The organism is Paramagnetospirillum magneticum AMB-1 (assembly GCF_000009985.1).
Classification (GTDB): Bacteria; Pseudomonadota; Alphaproteobacteria; order Rhodospirillales; family Magnetospirillaceae; genus Phaeospirillum; species Phaeospirillum magneticum.
The window spans coordinates 4,241,852-4,263,968 of record NC_007626.1 but is presented as its reverse complement, the minus strand read 5'-3'; the positions used below and the strand labels follow the sequence as shown (position 1 = coordinate 4,263,968).

The following is a 22,117-nucleotide window of genomic DNA, read 5'->3' as shown; positions in this document are numbered from 1 at the left end:
GCGACAGGGGTGGGATGCGACATGAGTGACGACCAGGATCTGCTGAAGGCTATCGCCCAGATACGCCGCTCGCCCTATGGCAAGCGGGTGATCCATGTCTTCACCTCCTGGGCCAAGGGCGATCCCAAGCACGGCGAGAAGCTGGCCAAGGGCCGCGATCTGGTGTCCCGCAATCTGTTCAATTCCGTGGATTCCGGCTGTTTCCTGCTGTCGTCGGGGGACATGGTGTTCATCTGCTCGCAGGTTTCGGCGGCGGTGATCCAGACCGTGTGCTCGCGCCTCGAGGCCCTGTTCTTCGGCGACAAGCCGCCCCGGGCCAATTCCTATGGCGAGAACAAGTATTTCAAGGTGTTCGACGCCGGCCGCGACCTGGCCAAGCTGATCACCTCGGTCAAGGCGCTGGTGGCGGTCGCTCCCACCGCCGCCCGCCCGGCCATCGGAATGAAGGAATTCGATTCCATCGTCCGTATCATCCGCGACAGCGATATCCGGGCCATGGTCTTCAATCAGCCGGTCTATCGCTGGGCGGGCAAGAAGCCGGGGATCGAGTACCTGGAGTTCTTCGCCTCGCTGGACCAGATGCGCAAGGCGGCTTGCCCCGAACACGACATCGCCGGCAATCCGGCATTGTTCCACATGATCAAGGCCGAACTGGACCTGCGGCTGATGCGGATCATCGGCCGCGAGATCGGCGAGTACCGCCACAAGGCCTTTTCCATCAACCTGCTGGGCACCAGCCTGCTGTCCAAGGAGTTCGAGACCTTCATGGACGGCGTTCCGGCGCGGCTGTCGGGCAAGATCCTGGCCGAAATCGACCGTGGCGACTTCCTGCAGCATTCCGGCGATCTGGACGCCCTGACGCGGCGGGCCTCGGACCTGAACGTCCCTCTGTGCGTCGACGGCCTGTCGCTCAGCGATCTGCAGGTGTTCCGCCTGCCCGCCGTGGCGGAATTCGCCAAGATCAAGTGGTCCGAGCAGATCACCACCATGCCGCGCCGCGATCTGGAAGTGGCCATTCGCGCCATCAAGGAATTCGGCCCGGACAAGGTGGTGCTGACCCGCTGCGACAGCGAGCGGTCGCTGGACTTCGCCCATGCCATGGGCATTCCCTTCGTTCAGGGGTATCTGGCGGACAAGATGTTCCGCGCCGGCGTCAACTTCACCGAGGGACGCAACGAGGCCCCCGCCGTCAGTCCGCCGCGCCGGTCAGCGCCAGCCATTCCTGCTCAGACAGCGTCGCTATGCCCAGCTTGACCGCCTCGGCGGCCTTGGACCCGGCATCGGCCCCCACCACCACGTAATCGGTCTTCTTCGAGACCGAGCCCACCACCTTGGCGCCCAGGGCTTCGGCGCGGGCCTTGGCCTCGGGCCGGGTCATGGTCACCAGGGTGCCGGTGAACACCACCGCCTTGCCCGCCACGGGAGAGGCGGAGGACTCGATCACCTTGGCGTCCTCGACGGCGCCGTCCAGGGCGGCCATGGCGGCGACCAGATCATCCACCGCCTGGACGTTGTGCTCTTCTGAGAAGAAGTCCAGCAGATCGCCCGCCACCGAGGGGCCGATATCCTCGATGCTGGTCAGCTCGGCGCGGGCCTCCTCGGTGCCGGCCAGCATGGCGGCGCGCCAGGCCCCGAAGCTGCCGTAATGCCGGGCCAGCCGCTTGGCGGTGGCCTCGCCGATCTGGCGGATGCCCAGCGCGAAGATGAAGCGCTCCAGGCCCATGGCCGAGCGGGTCTTGATGGACTCGAACAGCTTCTCGGTGGAGCGCTTGCCCCAGCCCTCGAAATTCTCCAGCCGCTGCAGCAGTTCCGCGTCGTTGCGGGCCTTGAGGCGGAAGATGTCGGCCGGGCCGCGCACCCAGCCCTTCTCCCATAGGAACTCGATGTTCTTCTCGCCCAGGCCCTCGATGTCGAAGGCGTTGCGCGACACGAAATGCTTGAGGCGCTCCTTGGCCTGGGCCTCGCAGGTCAGCCCGCCGGTACAGCGGCGGATCACCTCGCCCTCGGGGCGCACCGCATGGGCGCCGCACACCGGGCAGGTCTCGGGATAGACGAAGGGAACGGCGCCGCGCGGCTTGCCCGGCACCACGCCGACGATCTGGGGGATGACGTCGCCGGCCCGCTGGACGATGACGGTGTCGCCGATGCGCACGTCCTTGCGGGCGATCTCGTCCTCGTTGTGCAGGGTGGCGTTGCTGACCACCACGCCGCCCACATTGACCGGGGTCAGGCGGGCGACGGGGGTCAGCGCCCCGGTGCGCCCCACCTGGATGTCGATGGCCTCCAGCAGCGTGGTGGCCTGCTCGGCGGGGAATTTATGGGCGATGGCCCAGCGGGGGCTGCGCGACACGAAGCCCAGGCGGCGCTGCAACTCGATGTCGTCCACCTTGTAGACGATGCCGTCGATGTCGTAGGCGAGCGTGGCGCGGGCCTCGCCCAAGGATTCATAGGCGGACAGCAATCCGGCGACCCCGTCGCAGCGGCGGATCAGCGGATTGACCACGAAGCCCCAGGCCTTCAGGCGTTCCAGGTATTCCCAATGGCTGGCGGCGGGCGGGGCGGAGGCCTCGCCCATGGCATAGGCGAACAGCGACAGCGGCCGCGACGCGGTGACCTTGGGGTCCAACTGGCGCAAGCTGCCGGCGGCGGCGTTGCGGGGATTGGCGAAGAGCTTCTCGCCCGCCGCCTCCTGCCGCTGGTTCAGCGCCAGGAAGTCGGCCTTGGTCATGTAGACCTCGCCCCGAATCTCGATCACCGCCGGCGCGTCGGGGCCGAGGGTGCGGGGCAATTGCGTCGCGGGAAAAGTTTCCAGATTGCGGGTGACGTCCTCGCCCTCCGCCCCGTCGCCCCGGGTGGCGGCCGAGACGAACCGGCCGCCCTCATAGCGCAGGTTGATGGACAATCCGTCGATCTTGGGCTCGGCCACATAGGCCAGCGGCGCCTCGTCGCCCAGCCCCAGGAAGCGCCGCACCTTGGCGTCGAACTCGGCCACGTCCTCGGGGGCGAAGGCATTGTCCAGCGACAGCATAGGCACGGCGTGCACCAGCTTGCCGAACCCCTCGGACGGCGCGGCGCCCACCTTGTCCCGGATAGGGCTCTTGGCCGCCAGTTCGGGAAAGCGCCCCTCGATTCTGGCGAGGCGCCGCTTGGCCCCGTCATAGACGTCGTCGGGTACCTCGGGCGCATCCTTGGCGTGATAGGCCTCGTCCCAGCGGGCGATGGTCTCCACCAGCTCGGCATGCTCGATGCGGGCTTCGAAAGGGGTGAGGGCCTCGACGGGAATCATCCGGCGCCCATCAGCGCATCCGCCGCCGCTCTGGCGTGGTCGGTGATGGTTTCGCCCGACAGCATGCGGGCCACTTCCTCGCGCCGCGCCTCGGGGGAGAGGCGGTCGACGCCGGTGGTGGTTTTATCACCTGAAACCGCCTTGGCCACGCGGTAATGATGGTCGCCGCGGGCGGCCACCTGGGGCGAGTGGGTGACCACCAGGATCTGCAGGGATTCGGCCAGACGGCCCAGGCGGTCGCCCACCGCGGCCGCCACGGCGCCGCCGATGCCGGAATCCACTTCGTCGAAGACGATGGAGGGCGTCGACGAGATGCGGGCCAGCACCACTTTCAGCGCCAGCATGAAGCGCGACAGCTCGCCGCCCGAGGCGATCTTGCCCAGCGGGCCGGGGGCGGAGCCGGGATTGGTGGCGACCTCGAAGCTGACCTGATCCAGGCCGCTCGGTCCCCATTGCGCCTCGTCTACCTGCGCGACGCGGGTCTGGAAGCGGGCCTTGTCCAGCTTCAGGGGCGGCAGCTCGGCGGCCACCGCCCTGTCCAGCTGGGCGGCGGCGGCCAGGCGGGCCTTGGACAGGGCGCGGGCCTGCTCCAGGTACTGGGTGCGGGCGGCCTGCTCGGCGCGGGCCAGCCGGGCCAAGCCGTCGCCGCCGCCTTCCAGGGCGGCTAGCTGACGGCCCAGACGGTCGAGCAGCAGCGGCAGTTCGTCCACGGCCACTTGATGCTTGCGGGCGGCGGCGCGGAGCGCGAACAGGCGTTCCTCCACCTTTTCCAGGTGGCGGGGGTCGAGGTCGATGCCGGCCGAGGCGCGCTCCAGCAGGTTGGTGGCCTCGGCGGCTTCCTGGGCGGCGCGGTCCAGGGCGGCGATCACCGGGTCCAGCTTGCCCTCGGCCTTCTCGGCGACCCGCTCCAGGTGCCGGGCGGCGGAGCGCAGGGAGGCTTCCACCTCGCCCTTTTGAATCAGGGCGGACTGGGCGGCGTTCATGGCTTCGAGCAGCTTTTCGCCATGCATCATCACGGCGCGGGCGGCGGCCAGCTCGGCTTCCTCGCCCGGCTTGGGGGCCAGGGAGGACAGATCCTCGTGCACCTGCCGCAGATGCTCCTCTTCCGCCTTGGCCCGGGCCAGATCGGCCTCGGCCTGCTGGCGGGCCTTGGCGGCGTCGCGCCAGGTGGTCCAGGCGGCGGCCAGGGCCGAGCCGGCCTCGGCCTGGGCGGCGAAGGAATCCAGCACGCCCAGATGGGTCGAGGAATCCAGCAGGCCGTGGCTTTCGAACTGGCCGTGAATCTCCACCAGTTCGTCGCCCACCTTGCGCAGCAGCCCGACGCTGACCGGCTGGTCGTTGACATAGGCCCGCGACCGCCCGTCGGCGGTCAGGACCCGGCGCAGCAGCAGCGGCCCGTCCTTGGCGTCCACGTCCTGCTCGGCCAGCAGGGCGCGGGCGGGGTGAGCGGCGGGGGGATCGAATTCGGCGGTGACCGAGGCCTGGGCCGAGCCAAGGCGGACCAGCCCGGATTCGGCCCGCGCCCCCAGGGCGAGCCCCAGCGAGTCCAGCAGAATGGACTTGCCGGCACCGGTCTCGCCGGTGAACACCGACAAGCCGCCGTCGAAGGAAAGATCAAGCCGCTCGATCAGGACGACGTCGCGGATCGCGAGCGCGGTCAGCATCTACCAGAACTTGGCCCAGTTGAACCAGCCGCCGCTGGTCTTGGCGGGGTCGTCGGCCTTCGGGATCTCCTGACGCTTGTCCTTGTCGTTGGACCAGAAGACCAGGGGATCGGTCCAGTGCTTCTTGGACCGGCCGGTAGGGTTGAGATTGCCCTTCTCCACCATGGCGTAGGCATCCTCGTACCAGTCGCTGCCGGGGAAGTTGTGGCCCAGCACCGCGGCGGCCCGCGCCGCTTCCTGGTCCAGACCCAGGGCGGTGTAGATCTCCACCATGCGATACAGCGCCTCGGGCACGTGGGTGGTGGTCTGGTACTGCTCGGCCACCACCTTGAAGCGGTTCAGCGCCGCCAGATGGTGTTCCAGGTGCTGGTAATAGCGGCCGATGTTCATTTCCTTGCCGGCCAGATGGTCGCGGGCAAGGTCGATCTTCAGGCGGGCATCGCGGGCGTAGGGCGTGGAGGGAAAGCGGTCCACCACTTCCTGCATGATCTTCAGCGCCTGCTCGGTGAGCTTCTGGTCACGGGCGACGTCGGTGATCTGCTCGTAATAGCACAGGCCCTTGAGGTAATAGCCGTAGGCGATGCTCTTGTTGCCGGGATGGAGCTGGATGAAGCGGTCCAGCGCCACGATGGCGTCGTCGTACTTGTTGCGCTCGTACAGCGCATAGGCGCTCATCAACTGCGCCTTGGTGGCCCAGACCGAATAGGGGTGCTGGCGGTCCACCTCGTCGAACAGCTGGGCGGCCTTGTAGTATTCGTTGGCATCGACCAGATCCATGGCCTCGTTGTAGAGCTCCTCCACCGGGCGCTCGACATATTCGGGCTTCTTCTCGCTGCACGCCCCCAATCCGGCGGCCAGGGCCGCCGACAGGGCGAGGGCCGGCAAAAGACGGGAGGTGGCGGAGCGATGGCGCATGGAGGCTCTTTATGAGGAATGGACGCAAAACGCGCCGCACTATAGCAGCTTCCGGCCGTAAAAAAACCCTCTCCGCCGAAGCGGAGAGGGCCATTTGGGGGTCGAAACCGGATTAGCCGTTGGCGGCGATGGCCAGGGGCTGGGCGGCGAACGGCGCGGCGGCCGAACCGGGAGCGATGGTGGTCAGCTCCCAGGCGGTGGCGTCGGCGAACAGGGCGCGCAGCAGCTGGTTGGTGACCGCGTGGCCGGCGCGCACGCCGTGGTAATGGCCGAGCAGCGGGGCGCCGGCCAGATAGAGGTCGCCCACCGCGTCCAGAACCTTGTGGCGGACGAATTCGTCCTGATAGCGCAGGCCGTCATCATTGAGCACCTTGGTGCCGGTGCTGTCGATCACCACGGCGTTGTCCAGCGAGCCGCCGCGGGCCAGGCCGTGGGCGCGCAGCATGGCCACTTCCTGCTCGAACCCGAAGGTGCGGGCGCGGGAGACTTCCGCCTTGAAGGTGCCGCGCGTCAGGTTGACGAAGAATTCCTGGCGCGAGATGGCCGAGGCACCGAAATCGATCTCGAAGCGCACCGAGAACCCCGAGGACGGGGTCAGCGAGGCGGTACGCTCGCCGTCCTTGATGGCGACGCGCTTGAGGATCTTGATGGCCTGACGGGGAGCCTCCTGCTCGACCACGCCGGCGCATTCGATCAGAAACAGGAAGGGGGCGGCCGAGCCGTCCATCACCGGCACTTCCGGGCCGTTGATCTCGATCAGGCAATTATCGATCTGCATGCCGGCCAGGGCGCTCATCAGGTGCTCGACGGTGCCGACCACCACGCCCGCCTCGTTCTTCAGGCAGGTGTTCATGCGGGTGTCGCCCACCGACGACCACAGGGCCGGGACGATGGCGCCGCCGCCGGCGATGTCGACGCGGCGGAAGCGGATGCCGGTGCCGGCCTCGGCCGGGTGCAGCACCATGGTCACCTTGGCGCCGGAATGCAGGCCGACGCCGGTGCAGCCGATGGCGCTCTTCAAGGTGCGCTGACGCATGGAATGGGAGGTGGAGGACTTGGCTTCGGGACGCAGATGGCTGACGATCTGATTCACGCTAAAAACCCCTGTCTCCTGGGCCGCCGCGCCGCTGGTGTCGTATGGCGCCTTGCGATCCTTGAACCTGATGGTGAAAGGTGTACCCCTCCGGCGTCCAGGGCTCAAATCAATCATTATTGCCAAATGTTACACTGACCCCAGGTCGTGAAACAAAGTGCCAATCCATTGATTTGCAACGGGTGAAACAAAAAATGGGGCCCGGCCGGCAAGCCGGTCGGGCCCAAGTCTTACAGCGCGTTGGAAGAGGAGCTTAGCCCCCCTTCGGCATCAGTGACCTCAGTTGGCCTGGCGGCGCAAGAAGGCCGGAATGTCCAGGTCCTCGCCCGCCCGGCTGGCGGTGGGCTCGCGCCGGGCTTCCATGCGCGGCTGGGGGGCCGGCTGGGGCTGGGGCGCCGGCTGGGCCGGGGCGCGATGGCGGTTGACCAGACGGTCGAGCAGACCGCCCATGCGGCGGGTTTCCTGGGGCGGCTGGGGCGCCAGGACGGGCGCGGCCGGGGCCTCGGAGATGTCGGACAGCGCCTTGTGCAGATCCTTCATCTCGTGCTGGGAGCGCATGTCCGCCTGGGCGCGACCCAGGACCGGCTCGTGGCGGGAGTCCATTCCGGGCTCGGCGCGCATCTCGGCATCCAGGCGCAGTTCCGGCTCGGGCCGGGCTTCGGCGCGGGCCAGGGCCTCGGTGCGGACCATGGGTTCGGCCCGCATCATGGGCTCGTGCCGGGCCATGGGCTCGGGACGGCCGATGTCCAGTTCCGGCTGGACCTGGGCGGCCACCGCCGGGCGATGGACCGGCTGGTGGGCGTGGGCCACGGCGGCGGCGGGGGCCGAGATGGTGCTGGCGGCCACGGCGGGCTGGGCCGCGGTCTGGGGCCGGAAGATGGGCGCCTGGACGGCGGCGGCGGCCGGACGGGCGGCCGGGGCCGGGGCCGGGGCGGCGGGCTGGGCGGCCGGCGTCACCAGCGAGATGACGGTGGGCTTGGGCTGCGCCGCGGCTTCCGAGGCGATGCCGGTGGCGACCACGGAGACGCGCATCTTGCCGTTCAGCTTCTCGTCGAAAGTGGAGCCGAAGATGATGTTGGCGTCGGGGTCGACCTCGTCGCGGATGCGGTTGGCGGCCTCGTCCACCTCGAACAGGGTCATGTCCATGCCGCCGGTGATGTTGATGAGCACGCCGCGCGCGCCCTTCATGGAGGTGTCGTCCAGCAGCGGGTTGGAGATAGCGGCCTCGGCGGCGTCGATGGCGCGCTTGTCGCCCTCGGCCTCGCCGGTGCCCATCATGGCCTTGCCCATCTCGCTCATCACGGTGCGGATGTCGGCGAAGTCCAGGTTGATCAGGCCGGGCATGATCATCAGGTCGGTGACGCCGCGCACGCCAGAATACAGCACGTCGTCGGCCATCTTGAAGGCGTCGGCGAAGGTGGTGCGCTCGGTGGCGACGCGGAACAGGTTCTGGTTGGGGATGATGATCAGGGTGTCGACGAACTGCTGCAGTTCCTCGATGGCGCCCTCGGCGGTGCGCATGCGGTGCGCGCCTTCGAAGTGGAAGGGCTTGGTCACCACGCCGACGGTCAGGATGCCCTGCTCGCGCGCGGCCCTGGCGATGACCGGCGCGGCGCCCGAACCGGTGCCGCCGCCCATGCCGGCGGTGATGAATACCATGTTGGCTCCACCGATCTGGCCCAGGATCTCTTCCAGGCTTTCCTCGGCGGCGGCGCGGCCGATATCGGGACGGGACCCGGCGCCCAACCCTTGAGTGACCTGATTGCCCAGTTGGATGCGGCGCTCGGTGCGGCTTTGGCCCAGGGACTGGGAGTCGGTGTTGGCGACGATGAACTCGACGCCTTCAAGCCGCGACAGGATCATGTTGTTGACGGCATTGCCGCCGGCGCCACCCACACCCACCACGGTGATTCGAGGCTTGAGCTCTTGGTGAGCCCCGGGGAGAAAAGTCAGCATATCCAGGTCCTCCGCGCTGTGTGGCCGATTCGTTGTCGGCCCGGTTTAAGCTTAGAAATTCCGTTTGAGCCACGAGCCGAGACGGCCCCAGCCCGACGCTCCGTCGCCGCCGGCGCCCGTCCGCTTGCCCCGCGACGGAGCGGGGGCGTGGACCAGGGCGTAGCGGATCAATCCGGCACAGGTGGAAAAGGCGGGGCCGCCGGTGGCCTCGGGCAGGCCGTGCAGCCCGATGGGCTTGCCCAGGCGCACCTGCTTGTCCAGAACCTGACCGGCCAGATCGCGGGCGCCCTGCATCTGGCTGGCGCCGCCGGTCAGCACCACGCGGCGCCCGGCCAGCTTGTCGAAGCCGCTCTGCTCCAGATGCGAGCGCACCAGTTCGAAGGTCTCTTCCAGCCGGGGCTGGATGATCTGGATCAGCATGCTCCGCTGAACCTGATTGGAGGCGCCGTCCTCGTCCTCGCCCACCAGCGGCACCTTGAAGATCTCGCGATCGTCCGACGCCGAGGGGATCACCGAGCCGTAGAGGGTCTTCAGCCGCTCGGCATGGACCACCGGGGTGGACAGGCCGCGGGCGATATCGCTGGTGACATGGGCGCCGCCCACGGCGATGACGTCGGTGTGGACCAGCTGGCCGCCCAGGAACACCGCGATGGAGGTGGTGCCGCCGCCCATGTCGATGCAGGTGACGCCCAGTTCCTTCTCGTCCTCCACCAGGCAGGCGAGGCCGGAGGCATAGGGGCTGACCACCCGGGCCTCGATGTCCAGATGGCAGCGGTTGACCACGGTCGACAGGTTGCGCACCGGGCCGATCCCCGCCGCGATGACGTGAATGGCGACCCCCAGGCGGTCGCCGAACATGCCGCGCGGGTCCTTGATCCCCTCGTTGCCGTCGATGGTGTAGTCCACGGGAATGGCGTGGATCAGCTCGCGGTCGGGGCTTTCGTGATGGGCGCGGCCGTGTTCGAGCATGCGGCGGATGTCGGCCTCGTTGACGGCGTGGCCGTTCATGGCCACCTCGACCTTGACGTTGGCCGAACCGGGATGGCCGCCCGAGATGTTGATGGCCACGGCGCGCACCTGATCGTTGGCCATTTCCTCGGCGGCCTCGACGGCGGCGCGGATGGAGGTTTCCAGCTCCTCCATGTCGACCACGGTGCCGTTGCGCATGCCGCGCGCCACCTGATGGCCGATGCCCACCATGCGGGGGCTGCCGTCGTCTTGGATCTTGGCGATGAAGCAGCACACCTTGGTGGTGCCCACGTCCAACGCCGCGATGAGGCCGTTGCGCGCCGCCATGATCAGCGCTCCCGCGCCGGGGGAGCCGCCGAGGCGGTGTTGACCACCGGCTCGCGCTCGCTTTTCAGAACCAGACGGTCGGGAACCCGAAGGTCGATCATGGTGATCTGCTTGCCCGACAGGGCGCGGGTCTTTTCCAGTTCGGCCAGACGGTGCCAGGCGACCTGGGTGTCCAGCTCGGGCAGGCGGGCCTCCAGACCCTTTTCCACGTCGTCCAGCTTGATGTTCCAGCGGCGGTTGCTCACCCGGATGGCGGCCTTGACCCGCGAGGCCAGTTCCGGCTCGGTGGCCAGCAGGGCGAACAGCTCGTCGGTGCGGGCCGGGGCGCCGTCGCCGACCACCAGGGGCAGGTCCTCGAAGCCCTCGATGGCGCCGGGAATGTTGTGGCCGTCGCGGTCCACCAGCACGAAGCGGCTGTCGGTCTGCCACAGGGCCACCGGCTGGCGCTCGACGATGGACAGGTGGATGGCGCCGGGCAGGCGGCGCTCGATGGCGGCGGCGCGCACGCTGGGCAGCGCCTCGATGCGCGCCCGGGCGGCGGCGATGTCCAGGCCGAGAATGGGATCGCCGTACTGGGCGCCCAGGGCCGAAACCAACTGGTCGGTGGGCGTGCGGCGACGTCCCGAGACGGTGATGTCGGCCACCTGGAACCCCGCTTCGGCGGTGGAGTTCAGGAAGGCCGTGGCGGTCTCGCGCACCAGACGCTGCGGCTTGCCCGAATGCCACAGGGCCAGGCCGCCGATCAGCAGGATTGTGGCCGCCAGCCCGTATCCGGTCAGCCGCTGCAGCGGGCTCATGTCCAGGCGCAGGCGGGGCCAGCGGCGCTTGGCCTTGGGGCGGGCGGCCGGGGCCTCCACCGTCTGGCGCTTGGCCGAGATCTGGCGCGGCGCCCGGTGAATGCCCGGACGGTCGTCGGCGGTGATGACGATGTCGCTGGGGTTCAGTCGCATCGCGCCTCCTCCACCATCCACCGCACCAGCTCGGGGAAGGTGATCCCCTGATAGGCGGCCATCTCGGGGACCAGCGAGGTGGCGGTCATGCCGGGCTGGGTGTTGACCTCCAGCATGACCAGCCGGGGCGGCTGGCCCGGAACGGTGTCGTCGTAGCGCAGATCGGCGCGGGAAACGCCGCGGCAGCCCAGGGCCTTGTGGGCGGCCACGGCCAAGCGGCAGGCCTCGGCGTAATCGGCCTCGGGGATCGGGGCGGGCATGAGGTGCCGCGACCCGCCGGGAGCATACTTGGCTTCGTAATCGTAGAAGCCGTGGTCCGAGGTGATTTCCAGCACGCCCAGCGCCCGGTCGCCCATCACGGCGGCGGTCAGCTCGCGCCCCGGAATGAAGCTTTCCACCAGCACCTCGTCGGCGTCGAAGGGCCAGTCGGGCAGCGGCGACGGCTGGTTGTCGCGCACGATGAACACGCCGACGGACGAGCCCTCGTTCAGGGGCTTGACCACGAAGGGACGGGGCAGGGGATCGGGGCCGTTACGGTCAGTCCGCGTGATGACCCGGCCCTCGGCCACCGGAATGCCGGCACTGGCGAACAGGGCGCGGGCGAAGGCCTTGTCCATGGCCGCCGCCGAGGCCAGCAGGCCGGAATGGGTATAGGGCACGCCCAGCAGGTTCAGCACGCCCTGGACGCAGCCGTCCTCGCCGAAGCGGCCGTGCAGGGCATTGAACACCACGTCGGGCCTGGTCTCGGTGATGGCGCGCACCAGCTCGGCCGGGTTGCGGTCGCAATCCACCAGGGCGACCTCGAAGCCCGCCTGCTCCAGCGCCTTGGCGGCGGCGGCGCCCGAGCGCAAGGACACGTCGCGCTCGGCCGAGGCTCCCCCCATCAGGACGGTGACGCGCTTGCTCATGAGGAGGCTCCCGTAAGGCTGTCATCCTGAGCGCAGCGAAGGATCCCATCCTGGCGCGGCGCGGGGACGTTGGTATGGACCGAGCAGACGGAGACCCCTCGCATCCGCTCGGGGTGACGGGCAGAGAGGGCGGTGCGAGCGCTCATGACGCATCCCTCCTGATGCCGATACGGCGGATTTCCCAATGCAGGTCGATGCCGCTGGTCTCCAGGACCCGGCGGCGGACTTCCTCGCCCAAATCCTCGATGTCGGCGGCGGTGGCGTCGCCGGTGTTCAAAAGGAAGTTGCAGTGCTTCTCGCTGACCTGGGCGCCGCCCATGACCAGCCCGCGGCAACCCGCCGCGTCGATCAGCTTCCAGGCGCTGTGGCCTTCCGGGTTGGCGAAGGTGGAGCCGCCGGTGCGCACCTTGACCGGCTGGGACTCTTCCCTGACCCGGGCGATCTCGGCCATGCGCGCGCCGATATCGGCCGGTTTGCCCGGACGCCCCTTCAGGGAGGCCGACAGGAAGATCCAGCCCTCGGGCACCGCCGAGCGGCGATAGGAAAAGCCCAGTTCCTCGGGGCCGAGGATCTGCAGATTGCCGGCGCGGTCCAGGGCCTGGGCCGAGACGGTGACGTCCTTCATCTCGGCCCCGAAGGCGCCGGCATTCATCCGCAGCGCCCCGCCGATGGTGCCCGGCACGCCCGACAGGAATTCCAGCCCGGCCAGCCCGGCCTCCTCGGCGGTGCGGGCCACGGTGAGGTCCAGGGCGCCCGCTCCGGCGGTGATGGTGTCGCCCATCACGTCGATGGTGGCGAAGGGACCGGCGAGACGGATGACCATGCCGGGAACGCCGCCGTCCCTGACCAGCAGGTTGGAGCCGACGCCGACCACGGTGACCGGCACTTGCGGAGGCAGAACCTCCAGCACGGCGATCAGGTCGTCCAGGTCGGCGGGACGGAACAGCGCCTCGGCATTGCCGCCCACCCGGAACCAGGTGAAGGGCGCCATGGGGGCGTCGAAACTCATCCGCCCCTGCACCCGGGGCAGCATGTCGCGCCAGTCGGAGTCCTTGCGTGCCGTCATCATTCCGCGCCCCCCGGCGAGGGGTCGGGCAGGGCCGCCAGATCGGCGGGCAAAGCGTGGGCCCAGCTGGTGATGTTGCCGGCGCCCAGGCAGACCACCATGTCGCCGGGACCGGCCAGGGAATTGACCAGGGGCGCCAGGGCCTTGGAATCGGCCAGGGCCATGACGCGGCGATGGCCGTGCTCCTGCAGGCCCTTGACCAGGGCGGCCTTGTCGAAGCCCTCCATGGGCTTCTCGCCCGCCGCGTAGACGTCGGCGACGATCACCATGTCGGCGTCGTTGAAGCAGGTGCAGAACTCGGCGAACAGGCTGGAGAGCCGCGAATAGCGGTGGGGCTGGACCACGGCGATGACGTTGCCCTGGCAGGCGGAGCGGGCCGCCTTCAGCACGGCGGCGATCTCCACCGGATGGTGGCCGTAATCGTCGATGACGGTGACGCCCTTGGCCTCGCCGGTGCGGGTGAAGCGGCGCTTGACGCCCTTGAAGCCGCCCAGCGCCGTCTTGACCACGTCGTTGGGCAGGCCCAGCTCGTTGGCCACCGCGATGGCGGCCAGGGAGTTCAGCACGTTGTGCTCGCCGTACATGGGCAGGTGGATGTCGGCGATGGTCCGGGTGGCGCCGGTGACACGGTCGGTGATGACCACGTCGTAGCGGGCGCCGGTGATGTCCATGGAAAGCTTCTCGACCCGCACCAGGGCCTGATGGTTGAAGCCATAGGTCACCAGCTTGCGGTCGGGCACGCGGGCCACCAGGGCCTGGACCTCGGGGTGGTCGATGCACATGGCGGCGAAGCCGTAGAACGGAATGTTCTCGACGAAGGTGCGGAAGGCCTCGTGCAGGCGCTCCACCGTGCCGTAATGATCCATGTGCTCGGGGTCGATATTGGTCACCACCACGGCGGTGGAGGGCAGCTTGATGAACGAGCCGTCGGATTCGTCGGCTTCCACCACCATCCACTCGCTGGCGCCCAGGCGGGCATTGGTGCCGTAGGCGTTGATGATGCCGCCGTTGATTACCGTGGGGTCCAGCCGCGCGGTATCGAGCAGGGCGGCGATCAGCGAGGTGGTGGTGGTCTTGCCGTGGGTGCCGCCGATGGCGATGGCCGATTTGAGGCGCATCAGCTCGGCCAGCATCTCGGCGCGGCGCACCACCGGCACCAGCTTGGCGCGGGCCGCCTGGACTTCCGGATTGTCGGCCTTGACCGCCGAGGACACCACCACCACGCGGGCATCGCCCAGCGCCTCGGCCGCGTGGCCGATATGGACGCGGATGCCCATCTTGCGCAGGCGCTCGACGTTGTAATTGTCGGCGATGTCGGTGCCCTGGACCGAATAGCCCAGGTTATGGAGGATCTCGGCGATGCCCGACATGCCGATGCCGCCGATGCCGACGAAGTGGATGGTGCCGATGTTCAGCGACATGGTGCGCATGGGTCAGGCTCCACTCTCATTGGGGATCAGCCCGACCACCAGGTCGGCCAGGGCTTCGGCCGCGTCGGGGCGGCCCACGTTGCGGGCGCAGACGGCGGTGCGCACCAGGGCTTCGGGGTGGGTGAACAGGGAGTCCAGGCGCGCCGCCAGGGAATCGGCGGTGAAGGAATCCTGCTGCATCAGCCAGGCGCCGCCGCAATCCTCGGCGGCGTGGGCATTGGCGGTCTGATGGTCGTCGACGGCGAAGGGATAGGGCACCAGGATGGCCGGACGGCCCAGCGTGGTCAGCTCGGCCACGGTGGAGGCGCCCGCCCGGGCGATGACCAGATGGGCGCGGGCCAGCCGCTCGGGCACGTCGGCGAAGAAACTGTCCAGGGTGGCGTCGATGCCGGTGCCGTCATAGGCCCGGCGCACGCCCTCCAGGTCCTCGGGGCGGCATTGCTGGGCGATGCGGATGCGGGTGCGCAGGGCTTCGGGCAGCCGGGCCAGCGCCGCCGGGATCACTTCGGACAGGATGCGCGCCCCCTGGCTGCCGCCCAACACCAGCAATTCGATGGGACCCTCGGCGGTGATCCCCGCATAGCTGGCGTCGCGGCTGGCCAGGATGGCGGCGCGCACCGGCATGCCGGTATGGACCAGCTTCGGCGCCAGCTTGGGCTCCACGTGGCTGACTTCGGCGAAGGAGGTGGCGATGCGCCGCACATGCCCGGCCAGCAGGCGGTTGGCGCGGCCCAGCACGGCGTTCTGCTCGTGGATGGCGGTGGGAATGCCGGCCAGGGCAGCCGCCCCCATGCCCGGCACCGAGGCATAGCCGCCAAAGCCGATCACCGCCGCCGGACGGATGCGTCCGAGGATGGATCGCGCCTGGATCAGGCCGAGACCCAGTTCCAGGGCGGAGCGCAGGGCCGACAGCTTGCCGCGCCCGGCGATGCCGCCCGCCGAGATGCGGAAGGTTTCCAGCTTGCCCAGCGTGCCGCCATAGGCGGCGCCGCGCTTGTCGGTGATCAGGGCCAGCCGGTAGCCGCGATCCAGCAGCACCGAGGCCAGGGCCTCGGCGGGGAAGACGTGGCCGCCGGTGCCGCCGGCGGCGAGAGCGATGAGGGGCTTTTGGGTGCTCATGCCTCCATGCCCTCCCTGCCATAGCGGGTGCGGGTCAGGGCCAGCACCATGCCCATGCCCAGCGCCAGCGCCACCATGGACGAGCCGCCATAGGAGATGAACGGCAGGGTCATGCCCTTGGCCGGCATCATGCGCAGGGTCGAGGCCATGTTGACGATGGCCTGAAGGCCGAACTGGACCAGCAGGCCGGCGGTGGCCAGCACCACGAACAGATTGTCGTCCTTGTGGATGCGCGAAAAGCCGCGCAGCACGATGAAGGCGAACAGCATCACCACGAACAGGCACATCAGCACGCCGAATTCCTCGCCGCCCACCGCCAGGATGAAGTCGGTGTGGGCGTCGGGCAGCACCAGCTTGACGCGGCCTTCGCCGGGGCCCTTGCCGAACAGGCCGCCGTTCTTGAAGGCGTTCAGCGCGGTGGTGACCTGATAGGCGCCGCTGCCCGACGGATCGAGGAACTTGTCGAAGCGGGCCTGGACGTGGGGGAAGACGTAATAGGCGCCGACGATGCCGATGGGTGCCGCCAGCCCCAGCCCCACCACCAGGATCAGCGGCAGCCCGGCCAGGAAGAACTGGGTGCCCCAGATGGCGGTCAGGATGGCGGTCTGGCCGACATCGGGCTGAATCAGCAGCAGGGCGGCCACCAGTCCGAACAGGGCGGTGGCGATGATCCGGCCGGGGAAGGCGGGGTCCAGGCGGGCCGAGGCGAACATCCAGGCCGAGACCACGGCGAACATGGGCTTGACGAATTCCGACGGCTGGATGGAGATGCCGGCCAGATTGAGCCAGCGCTTGGCGCCCTTGATCTCGCCGCCCAGCACCGGCACCACGGCCAGCAGCAGGATGGAGCCCAGCAGGCCGATCACCGCCATGCGGCGCACCTGCTTCGGCGCCAGCAGCGACACGCCCAGCATGATGATGATGGCGGGCGCCAGGAACATGAACTGGCGGCGCACGAAGTGGAAGCTTTGCGCCCCGATGCGCTCGGCCACCGCCGGGCTGGCGGCCATGGTCAGGATGGCGCCGACCGCCACCAGCAGGAACAGCGCCGCGATGGTCCAGCGGTCCACCGTCCACCACCAGCGGCCCAGGACGGAGGTATCGGTACGCCCGAAGGTGACGCTCATGCCGCGCCTCCCTGGTCGAAGGCCTGGACCAGCTCGCGGAAGGTGTCGCCGCGATGCTCGAACGATGTGAACTGGTCCCACGAGGCGCAGGCCGGCGACAGCAGCACCACCGCGCCGGGAATGGAATCGGACACCGCCAGATTGCGGGCGGCGGCCACCGCCTTGTCCAGGGTGGCGCAGCGGGTGAAGCGCACCTTGCCGTCCAGGGTGGCGGCGAAGGCTTCGGTGGCCTCGCCGATCAGGAAGGCGTGCTGGATGCGGCCGAAATGCTTTTCCAGGGAGGCGATGCCGCCTTCCTTGGCCTGGCCGCCGAGGATCCAGTAGACGTGGTCGTAGCAGACCAGGGCCTTTTCCACCGCGTCGGCGTTGGTGGCCTTGGAATCGTTGATCCAGGCGATGCCGTGATCCTCGCCCACCAGCTCCTGGCGATGGGCCAGGCCGGGATAGGTGGCAAGGGCCTGGGCGATCTGCTTGGGCGACAGGCCCTCGGCGCGGGCGGCGGCATAGACGGCGCAGGCGTTCTGCCAGTTGTGGCGGCCGGGCAGGCTGGGGATGGTCTTCAGGTCGCAGACCGGCTTTGCGTTGTCCAGCAGCACGCCCTCGGGGGCGGAAACGCCCTCGGCCAGCACGGAATCCACGGAGATCTTGACCACCCGGATGCCGCGACGATCCAGCTCGGCCACGATGGCGCGGCAGGGGCCGTCGTCGATGCCGACCACCGCCGCGCCGCCGGGGGTCAGGAAGTCGAACACCCGGCGCTTGGCGGCGATGTAGCCCGCCATGCCGCCGTGGCGCCCCAGATGGTCGGGGGTGACGTTGAGCAGGATGGCGACGCCCAGTTTCAGGCTGTGGGTCAGCTCCAACTGATACGACGACAGCTCCAGCACATAGCGCCCGTCGCCCGGCAGTTCGGGCAGGTCCAGGGCGGCGGTGCCCAGATTGCCGCCGGCGGCCACGGGCAGCCCGCACTCGTCCAGCACATGGGCCAACAGGGTGGTGGTGGTGGACTTGCCGTTGGTGCCGGTCACCGCCAGCATGCGCGCGCCCGGCAAGGCCTGGGCCAGCAGCTCCACGTCGCAGACCATGGGCAGGTTGGCGGCGCGGGCCTTTTCGGCCAGGGGATGGGGCTGGGGGTGGGTGTGGGGGATGCCCGGGCTCCACACCAGCAGGTCGGCCTTGTCCAGCGGCAGGAGGCTGGGGTCGCGGATGGGAATGCCGGCTTCGGCGCCGGACTTGCGCGCAGCCTCGCCGTCGTCCCAGGCCATCACGCCCGCTCCCGCCGCCAGCAGGGCGCGGGCGGTGGCGGTCCCGGACTTGCCCAGGCCCATCACCAGAACGCGCTTACCTTTGAGGAGGGGAACGGAGATCATGACCGGGATACCTCAGCGCAGCTTCAGGGTGGCCAGCCCGGCCAGGGCCAGGATGGTGGCGATGATCCAGAAGCGGATGACCACGGTCGGCTCGGCCCAGCCCTTCTTCTCGAAGTGATGGTGCAGCGGCGCCATGCGGAAGACGCGCTTGCCGGTCAGCTTGAACGAGGCCACCTGGACGATCACCGAGACGGTTTCCAGCACGAACAGGCCGCCGACGATGCCCAGCACCAGTTCGTGTTTCGTCACGACGGATATCGCGCCCAGGGCCCCCCCGAGAGCCAAGCTGCCGGTGTCGCCCATGAACACCATGGCCGGCGGGGCGTTGAACCACAGGAAGCCCAGGCCCGCTCCCACCAGGGCGCCGCAGAACACCGCCAGCTCGCCCGAGCCGGAGACGTAGTGGATCTGCAGGTAATTGGCGAAGACGGCGTGGCCGACCAGATAGGAGAAGATGGCGAAGACGCCCGACGCGATCATTACCGGCACGATGGCCAGGCCGTCCAGGCCGTCGGTGAGATTCACCGCATTGCCGGCGCCGACGATGATGAACACGGCGAAGGGCAGGTAGAACCACGACAGCTGGAGCAGCACGGTCTTGAAGAACGGCACCGCCAGGGCGCCGGCCAGGGGCTCGCGCTGCAGGCTCCAGACCCAGGCGGCGGCGGCCAGGGCGATGGCGATCTCGGCCACCAGCTTGGCCTTGCCCGGCACGCCCTTGGGGTTCTTCTTGGAAACCTTCAGGTAGTCGTCCCAAAAGCCGATCAACCCGTAGCCCAGGGTGACCAGCAGGACGATCCACACATACTGGTTGCGCAGATCGGCCCACAGCAGAGTGGAGACCGACAGGGCCAGCAGGATCATGAAGCCGCCCATGGTGGGCGTGCCCTTCTTGGTCAGAAGGTGCGATTCCGGGCCGTCGGCGCGGATGGGCTGGCCTTGCTTCTGCCACTGGCGCAGCCAGGCGATGATGCGCGGTCCCACCAGGAAGGCGACGATCAGCGCGGTCAGCACCGCGCCGCCCGTGCGGAAGGTCAGGTATTTGAACAGGTTGAACAGCGGCACCTGGTCGGCCAGGGGGTAGAGGAGATTATACAGCATTCGAGCGGCCCCCTTCGGCCAGAGCATTGACCACGCGTCCCATCCGGCTGCCCGCCGAACCCTTGACCATCACCACGTCGCCGGGGCGGACCCCTGCCTTGACCAGGGCGGCGACCGCGTCGGAATCGGCGGCGTGGCCGCCCCGGCGCGGCGCGGCCAGGGCGTCGTGCAGGTGGGCGGTCAGCGTCCCGGCGGTGAACACCAGATCGATGTTCCAGCTTTCCACCGTCTCGGCCACCGAGGCATGCAAGGACGGACCCTGGGGGCCCAGCTCCAGCATGTCGCCCAGCACGGCGATGCGCCGTCCGCCCTTGGCGGGCCGCACCGAGGCCAGCATGGCGATAGCCGCCTTCATGGACACCGGCGAGGCGTTGTAGCTTTCGTCGATCAGCTCGAAACTGCCGCCTTCGATCTCGATCCGGCGGCGCTGGCCGCGCCCCTTGGGAGCCGCCATGGCGGCCAGGGCCATGGCGGCCAGATTGACGTCGGCGCCCAGGGCCTCGACCGCCAGCAGCACGGCCAGGGAGTTCATGGCCCATTGCCGCCCGGCCACGCCGACGCGGTAGGACAGCGGCTGGTCGGCCACCAGGGCGAAGACCGCGGTGGACTGGGGGTCGACGGCGCAGTCCAGCAGGCGGGCGGTGGCTTCGATGTGGTTGCCGAAGCTGCGGATATCCTTGAGTCCGGCCGTGCGGGCGGCGTCATTCAGGTAGGCGAAATGGGCGTTGTCGCGGGGCAGCACGGCGGTGCCCCCTGTCTCGACCCCGTCGAAGATCTCGGCCTTGGCCGCGGCGATCTCGGCGGTGGAGGCGAAGAACTCCATGTGCACCATCTCGACGGTGGTGATCACCGCCACATGCGGGCGCACCATGCGGACCAGCGGGGTGATCTCGCCGGGATGGTTCATGCCGATCTCGAAGATGGCGTATTGCACGGCGGTGGGCATGCGGGCGAGCGACAGCGGTACGCCCCAGTGATTGTTGAAGCTGCCAACGCTGTAATGGGTGGCGCCCTGGTCGGACAGGGCCAGGGCCAGCATCTCCTTGGTGCCGGTCTTGCCCACGCTGCCGGTGACCGCCACGATGCGGGCGGTGCTGCGGGCGCGGGACGCAATGCCAAGGTCCTGCAGCGCCGTCATGGTGTCCTTGACCAGCACCAGCGGCGCGTCCTCGGCCGTGCCCCGGGGCAGCTTGTGCACCAGGGCGGCGGCGGCGCCATTGGCTAGGGCCGAGGCCACATGGTCGTGGCCGTCGTGGTTGGGGCCTTCCAGCGCGATGAACAGGTCGCCGGGTTCGATGCTGCGGCTGTCGATGGACACGCCCTGGGCTTCCCAGGCGGCGCCCGACGGGGTGCCGGCCACGGCGGCGGCCACTTCGGCCGAGGTCCACAGCGGGCGGATCATGAGGCGTCTCCATCGGCGAGACGGACGGCGTCGCGGGCTTCGGCGGCATCGTCGAAGGGCAGCACGGAGGCGCCGACGATCTGGCCCTGCTCGTGGCCCTTGCCGGCGATGACCAGGACGTCGCCCTTCTGCAGGCCCGACACGGCGGCGCGGATGGCGCCGCGGCGGTCGGCGATCTCGATGCCGGCGGGGCAGGCGCCGCGCACGGCGGCGCGGATGGCGGCCGGGTCTTCCGAGCGGGGGTTGTCGTCGGTGACGATCATGGCGTCGGCCAGACGGCAGCCGATGGCGCCCATCAGGGGGCGCTTGCCGGCATCGCGATCGCCGCCGCAGCCGAACACCGCCACCAGACGGCGGGCGGCATGGGGACGCAGGGCCTTCAGCACCGTCTCCAGCGCGTCGGGGGTGTGGGCGTAATCCACATAGATCGGGGCGCCGTTGGCGCGGCTGGCCACCTGCTGCAGGCGGCCGGGCACGCCGTCCAGGTGTCCCAGCGCCTCGAGTGCCGCCACCGGGTCGGCGCCGCAGGCCAGGGCCAGCCCCAGGGCGGCCAGGGCGTTGTCGGCCTGGAAGCGTCCGGCCAGCGGCAGGCGGATGGTCACGGCGCGGCCCATGATCTCCAGGTCCAACTCCTGGCCGGCGGCGGTGGGCCGGGCTTCGATCAGCCGCAGGTCGCGGGCGGTCCGGCCGAAGCCCAGCACGGTGATGCCGCGTTTGGCGCACAGCTCGACGGCGCGGGGCGCCAGATCGGAATCGGCGTTGATCACCGCGGTGGCGCCCTCGGGCAGCACTTCGGCGAACAGCCGCAGCTTGGCCTCGGCATAGGCGTTCATGTCGGCGTGGTAGTCGAGATGATCGCGGGTCAGGTTGGTGAAGGCGGCGGCCATCAGCCGGACGCCGTCCAGGCGGTGCTGGTCCAGGCCGTGGCTGGACGCCTCCATGCAGGCATGGGTGACGCCCATTTCGGCCAGCCGGGCGAGATCGGCGTGCAGCCCGGCGGGGTCGGGGGTGGTCAGTCCGCCCTGGTTGTCCCAGCCCGGCGCGGTGATGCCCAGGGTGCCGATGGCGGCGGCGGCGTGGCCCAGGCGGGCCATGATCTGGCGGAAGAACTCGGCGGTGGAGGTCTTGCCGTTGGTGCCGGTGACGGCGGTCATCACCCGGGGCTGGGCGCCGTGGAAGGCCGAGGCCATCAGGGCGAAGCGGCGGCGGGGATTGGCATCGGTGACTAGCACCACCTCGGGCGGCAGGTCGGGGCGCGAGCCCTCGGGGGCCAGCACGGCCACGGCGCCGGCGGCGAGCGCGGCGGGGATGAACGCCCGCCCGTCGGCCTTGGTTCCGGGCAGGGCGGCAAAAAGATAGCCCGGCCTGACCGCGCGGGAATCGGCGGTCAGGCCGGTGATGGTCACATCGCGGGCGGGCGCTGTCGCCGTCATG

17 protein-coding genes are annotated in these 22,117 nt (G+C 69.4%); 1 reads left to right on the top strand and 16 read right to left on the bottom strand.

The features are described 5' to 3' along the window. Window positions 1-21: 21 nt before the first annotated feature. The gene (locus AMB_RS19530; RefSeq protein WP_043745316.1) at window positions 22-1,254 is read left to right on the top strand and encodes an EAL domain-containing protein; all 1,233 of its coding nucleotides are present in this window, start codon (window positions 22-24) and stop codon (window positions 1,252-1,254) included. Here AMB_RS19530 and ligA read toward each other — a convergent pair. The 16 genes from ligA to AMB_RS19450 all read right to left on the bottom strand — a co-directional run bounded on the left by ligA (window position 1,190) and on the right by AMB_RS19450 (window position 22,116). Then, on the bottom strand, window positions 1,190-3,286 hold the full coding sequence (ligA, locus tag AMB_RS19525) for an NAD-dependent DNA ligase LigA (protein ID WP_011386212.1): 2,097 nt from the start codon (window positions 3,284-3,286) through the stop codon (window positions 1,190-1,192). The two genes, AMB_RS19530 and ligA, sit on opposite strands and share 65 nt — an antisense overlap. Next, complete coding sequence (gene recN, locus AMB_RS19520; RefSeq protein WP_011386211.1) at window positions 3,283-4,950, bottom strand: DNA repair protein RecN; 1,668 nt, start codon at window positions 4,948-4,950, stop codon at window positions 3,283-3,285. Before recN ends, ligA begins: the two co-directional genes overlap by 4 nt. Beyond that, the gene (locus AMB_RS19515; protein WP_011386210.1) at window positions 4,951-5,865 is read right to left on the bottom strand and encodes an outer membrane protein assembly factor BamD; all 915 of its coding nucleotides are present in this window, start codon (window positions 5,863-5,865) and stop codon (window positions 4,951-4,953) included. A 112-nt stretch (window positions 5,866-5,977) separates the two neighbouring features. Then, window positions 5,978-6,901, bottom strand: coding sequence for a UDP-3-O-acyl-N-acetylglucosamine deacetylase (gene lpxC, locus AMB_RS19510; protein WP_043747062.1), 924 nt, complete (start codon window positions 6,899-6,901; stop codon window positions 5,978-5,980). Window positions 6,902-7,237: 336 nt separating this feature from the next. Beyond that, window positions 7,238-8,914 carry a cell division protein FtsZ gene (gene ftsZ, locus AMB_RS19505; protein ID WP_011386208.1) on the bottom strand — a complete coding sequence of 559 codons (1,677 nt, stop codon included), beginning with the start codon at window positions 8,912-8,914 and terminating at the stop codon, window positions 7,238-7,240. 51 nt (window positions 8,915-8,965) lie between these two features. Beyond that, on the bottom strand, window positions 8,966-10,210 hold the full coding sequence (gene ftsA / locus AMB_RS19500) for a cell division protein FtsA (protein WP_011386207.1): 1,245 nt from the start codon (window positions 10,208-10,210) through the stop codon (window positions 8,966-8,968). 2 nt (window positions 10,211-10,212) lie between these two features. Continuing rightward, entirely contained in the window at window positions 10,213-11,160 is a 948-nt protein-coding gene (locus AMB_RS19495) for a cell division protein FtsQ/DivIB (protein ID WP_011386206.1), read from the bottom strand. After that, window positions 11,151-12,068: a D-alanine--D-alanine ligase gene (locus AMB_RS19490; protein WP_011386205.1), complete on the bottom strand. Its 918-nt coding sequence runs from the start codon at window positions 12,066-12,068 to the stop codon at window positions 11,151-11,153. The genes AMB_RS19495 and AMB_RS19490 overlap by 10 nt, the downstream gene beginning before the upstream one ends. Before the next feature lie 142 nt (window positions 12,069-12,210). Beyond that, window positions 12,211-13,137, bottom strand: a complete 927-nt coding sequence (murB, locus tag AMB_RS19485) for a UDP-N-acetylmuramate dehydrogenase (RefSeq protein ID WP_043745313.1) — start codon at window positions 13,135-13,137, stop codon at window positions 12,211-12,213. After that, complete coding sequence (gene murC / locus AMB_RS19480; protein ID WP_011386203.1) at window positions 13,134-14,564, bottom strand: UDP-N-acetylmuramate--L-alanine ligase; 1,431 nt, start codon at window positions 14,562-14,564, stop codon at window positions 13,134-13,136. Before murC ends, murB begins: the two co-directional genes overlap by 4 nt. Window positions 14,565-14,567: 3 nt before the next feature. After that, the gene (murG, locus tag AMB_RS19475) at window positions 14,568-15,683 is read right to left on the bottom strand and encodes an undecaprenyldiphospho-muramoylpentapeptide beta-N-acetylglucosaminyltransferase (protein WP_011386202.1); all 1,116 of its coding nucleotides are present in this window, start codon (window positions 15,681-15,683) and stop codon (window positions 14,568-14,570) included. Continuing rightward, window positions 15,680-16,810 (bottom strand): putative lipid II flippase FtsW, encoded by a 1,131-nt coding sequence (gene ftsW, locus AMB_RS19470; protein WP_011386201.1) that lies wholly within the window; start codon window positions 16,808-16,810, stop codon window positions 15,680-15,682. The genes murG and ftsW overlap by 4 nt, the downstream gene beginning before the upstream one ends. Beyond that, window positions 16,807-18,180 carry a UDP-N-acetylmuramoyl-L-alanine--D-glutamate ligase gene (gene murD / locus AMB_RS19465; protein WP_011386200.1) on the bottom strand — a complete coding sequence of 458 codons (1,374 nt, stop codon included), beginning with the start codon at window positions 18,178-18,180 and terminating at the stop codon, window positions 16,807-16,809. Before murD ends, ftsW begins: the two co-directional genes overlap by 4 nt. A gap of 12 nt (window positions 18,181-18,192) precedes the next feature. Then, window positions 18,193-19,281 carry a phospho-N-acetylmuramoyl-pentapeptide-transferase gene (gene mraY / locus AMB_RS19460; RefSeq protein ID WP_011386199.1) on the bottom strand — a complete coding sequence of 363 codons (1,089 nt, stop codon included), beginning with the start codon at window positions 19,279-19,281 and terminating at the stop codon, window positions 18,193-18,195. After that, a complete protein-coding gene (locus tag AMB_RS19455) occupies window positions 19,271-20,683 on the bottom strand; it encodes a UDP-N-acetylmuramoylalanyl-D-glutamyl-2,6-diaminopimelate--D-alanyl-D-alanine ligase (RefSeq protein ID WP_011386198.1) in 1,413 nt (470 codons plus the stop codon). Before AMB_RS19455 ends, mraY begins: the two co-directional genes overlap by 11 nt. Then, entirely contained in the window at window positions 20,680-22,116 is a 1,437-nt protein-coding gene (locus AMB_RS19450) for a UDP-N-acetylmuramoyl-L-alanyl-D-glutamate--2,6-diaminopimelate ligase (RefSeq protein ID WP_011386197.1), read from the bottom strand. The genes AMB_RS19455 and AMB_RS19450 overlap by 4 nt, the downstream gene beginning before the upstream one ends. Window position 22,117 lies beyond the last annotated feature (1 nt).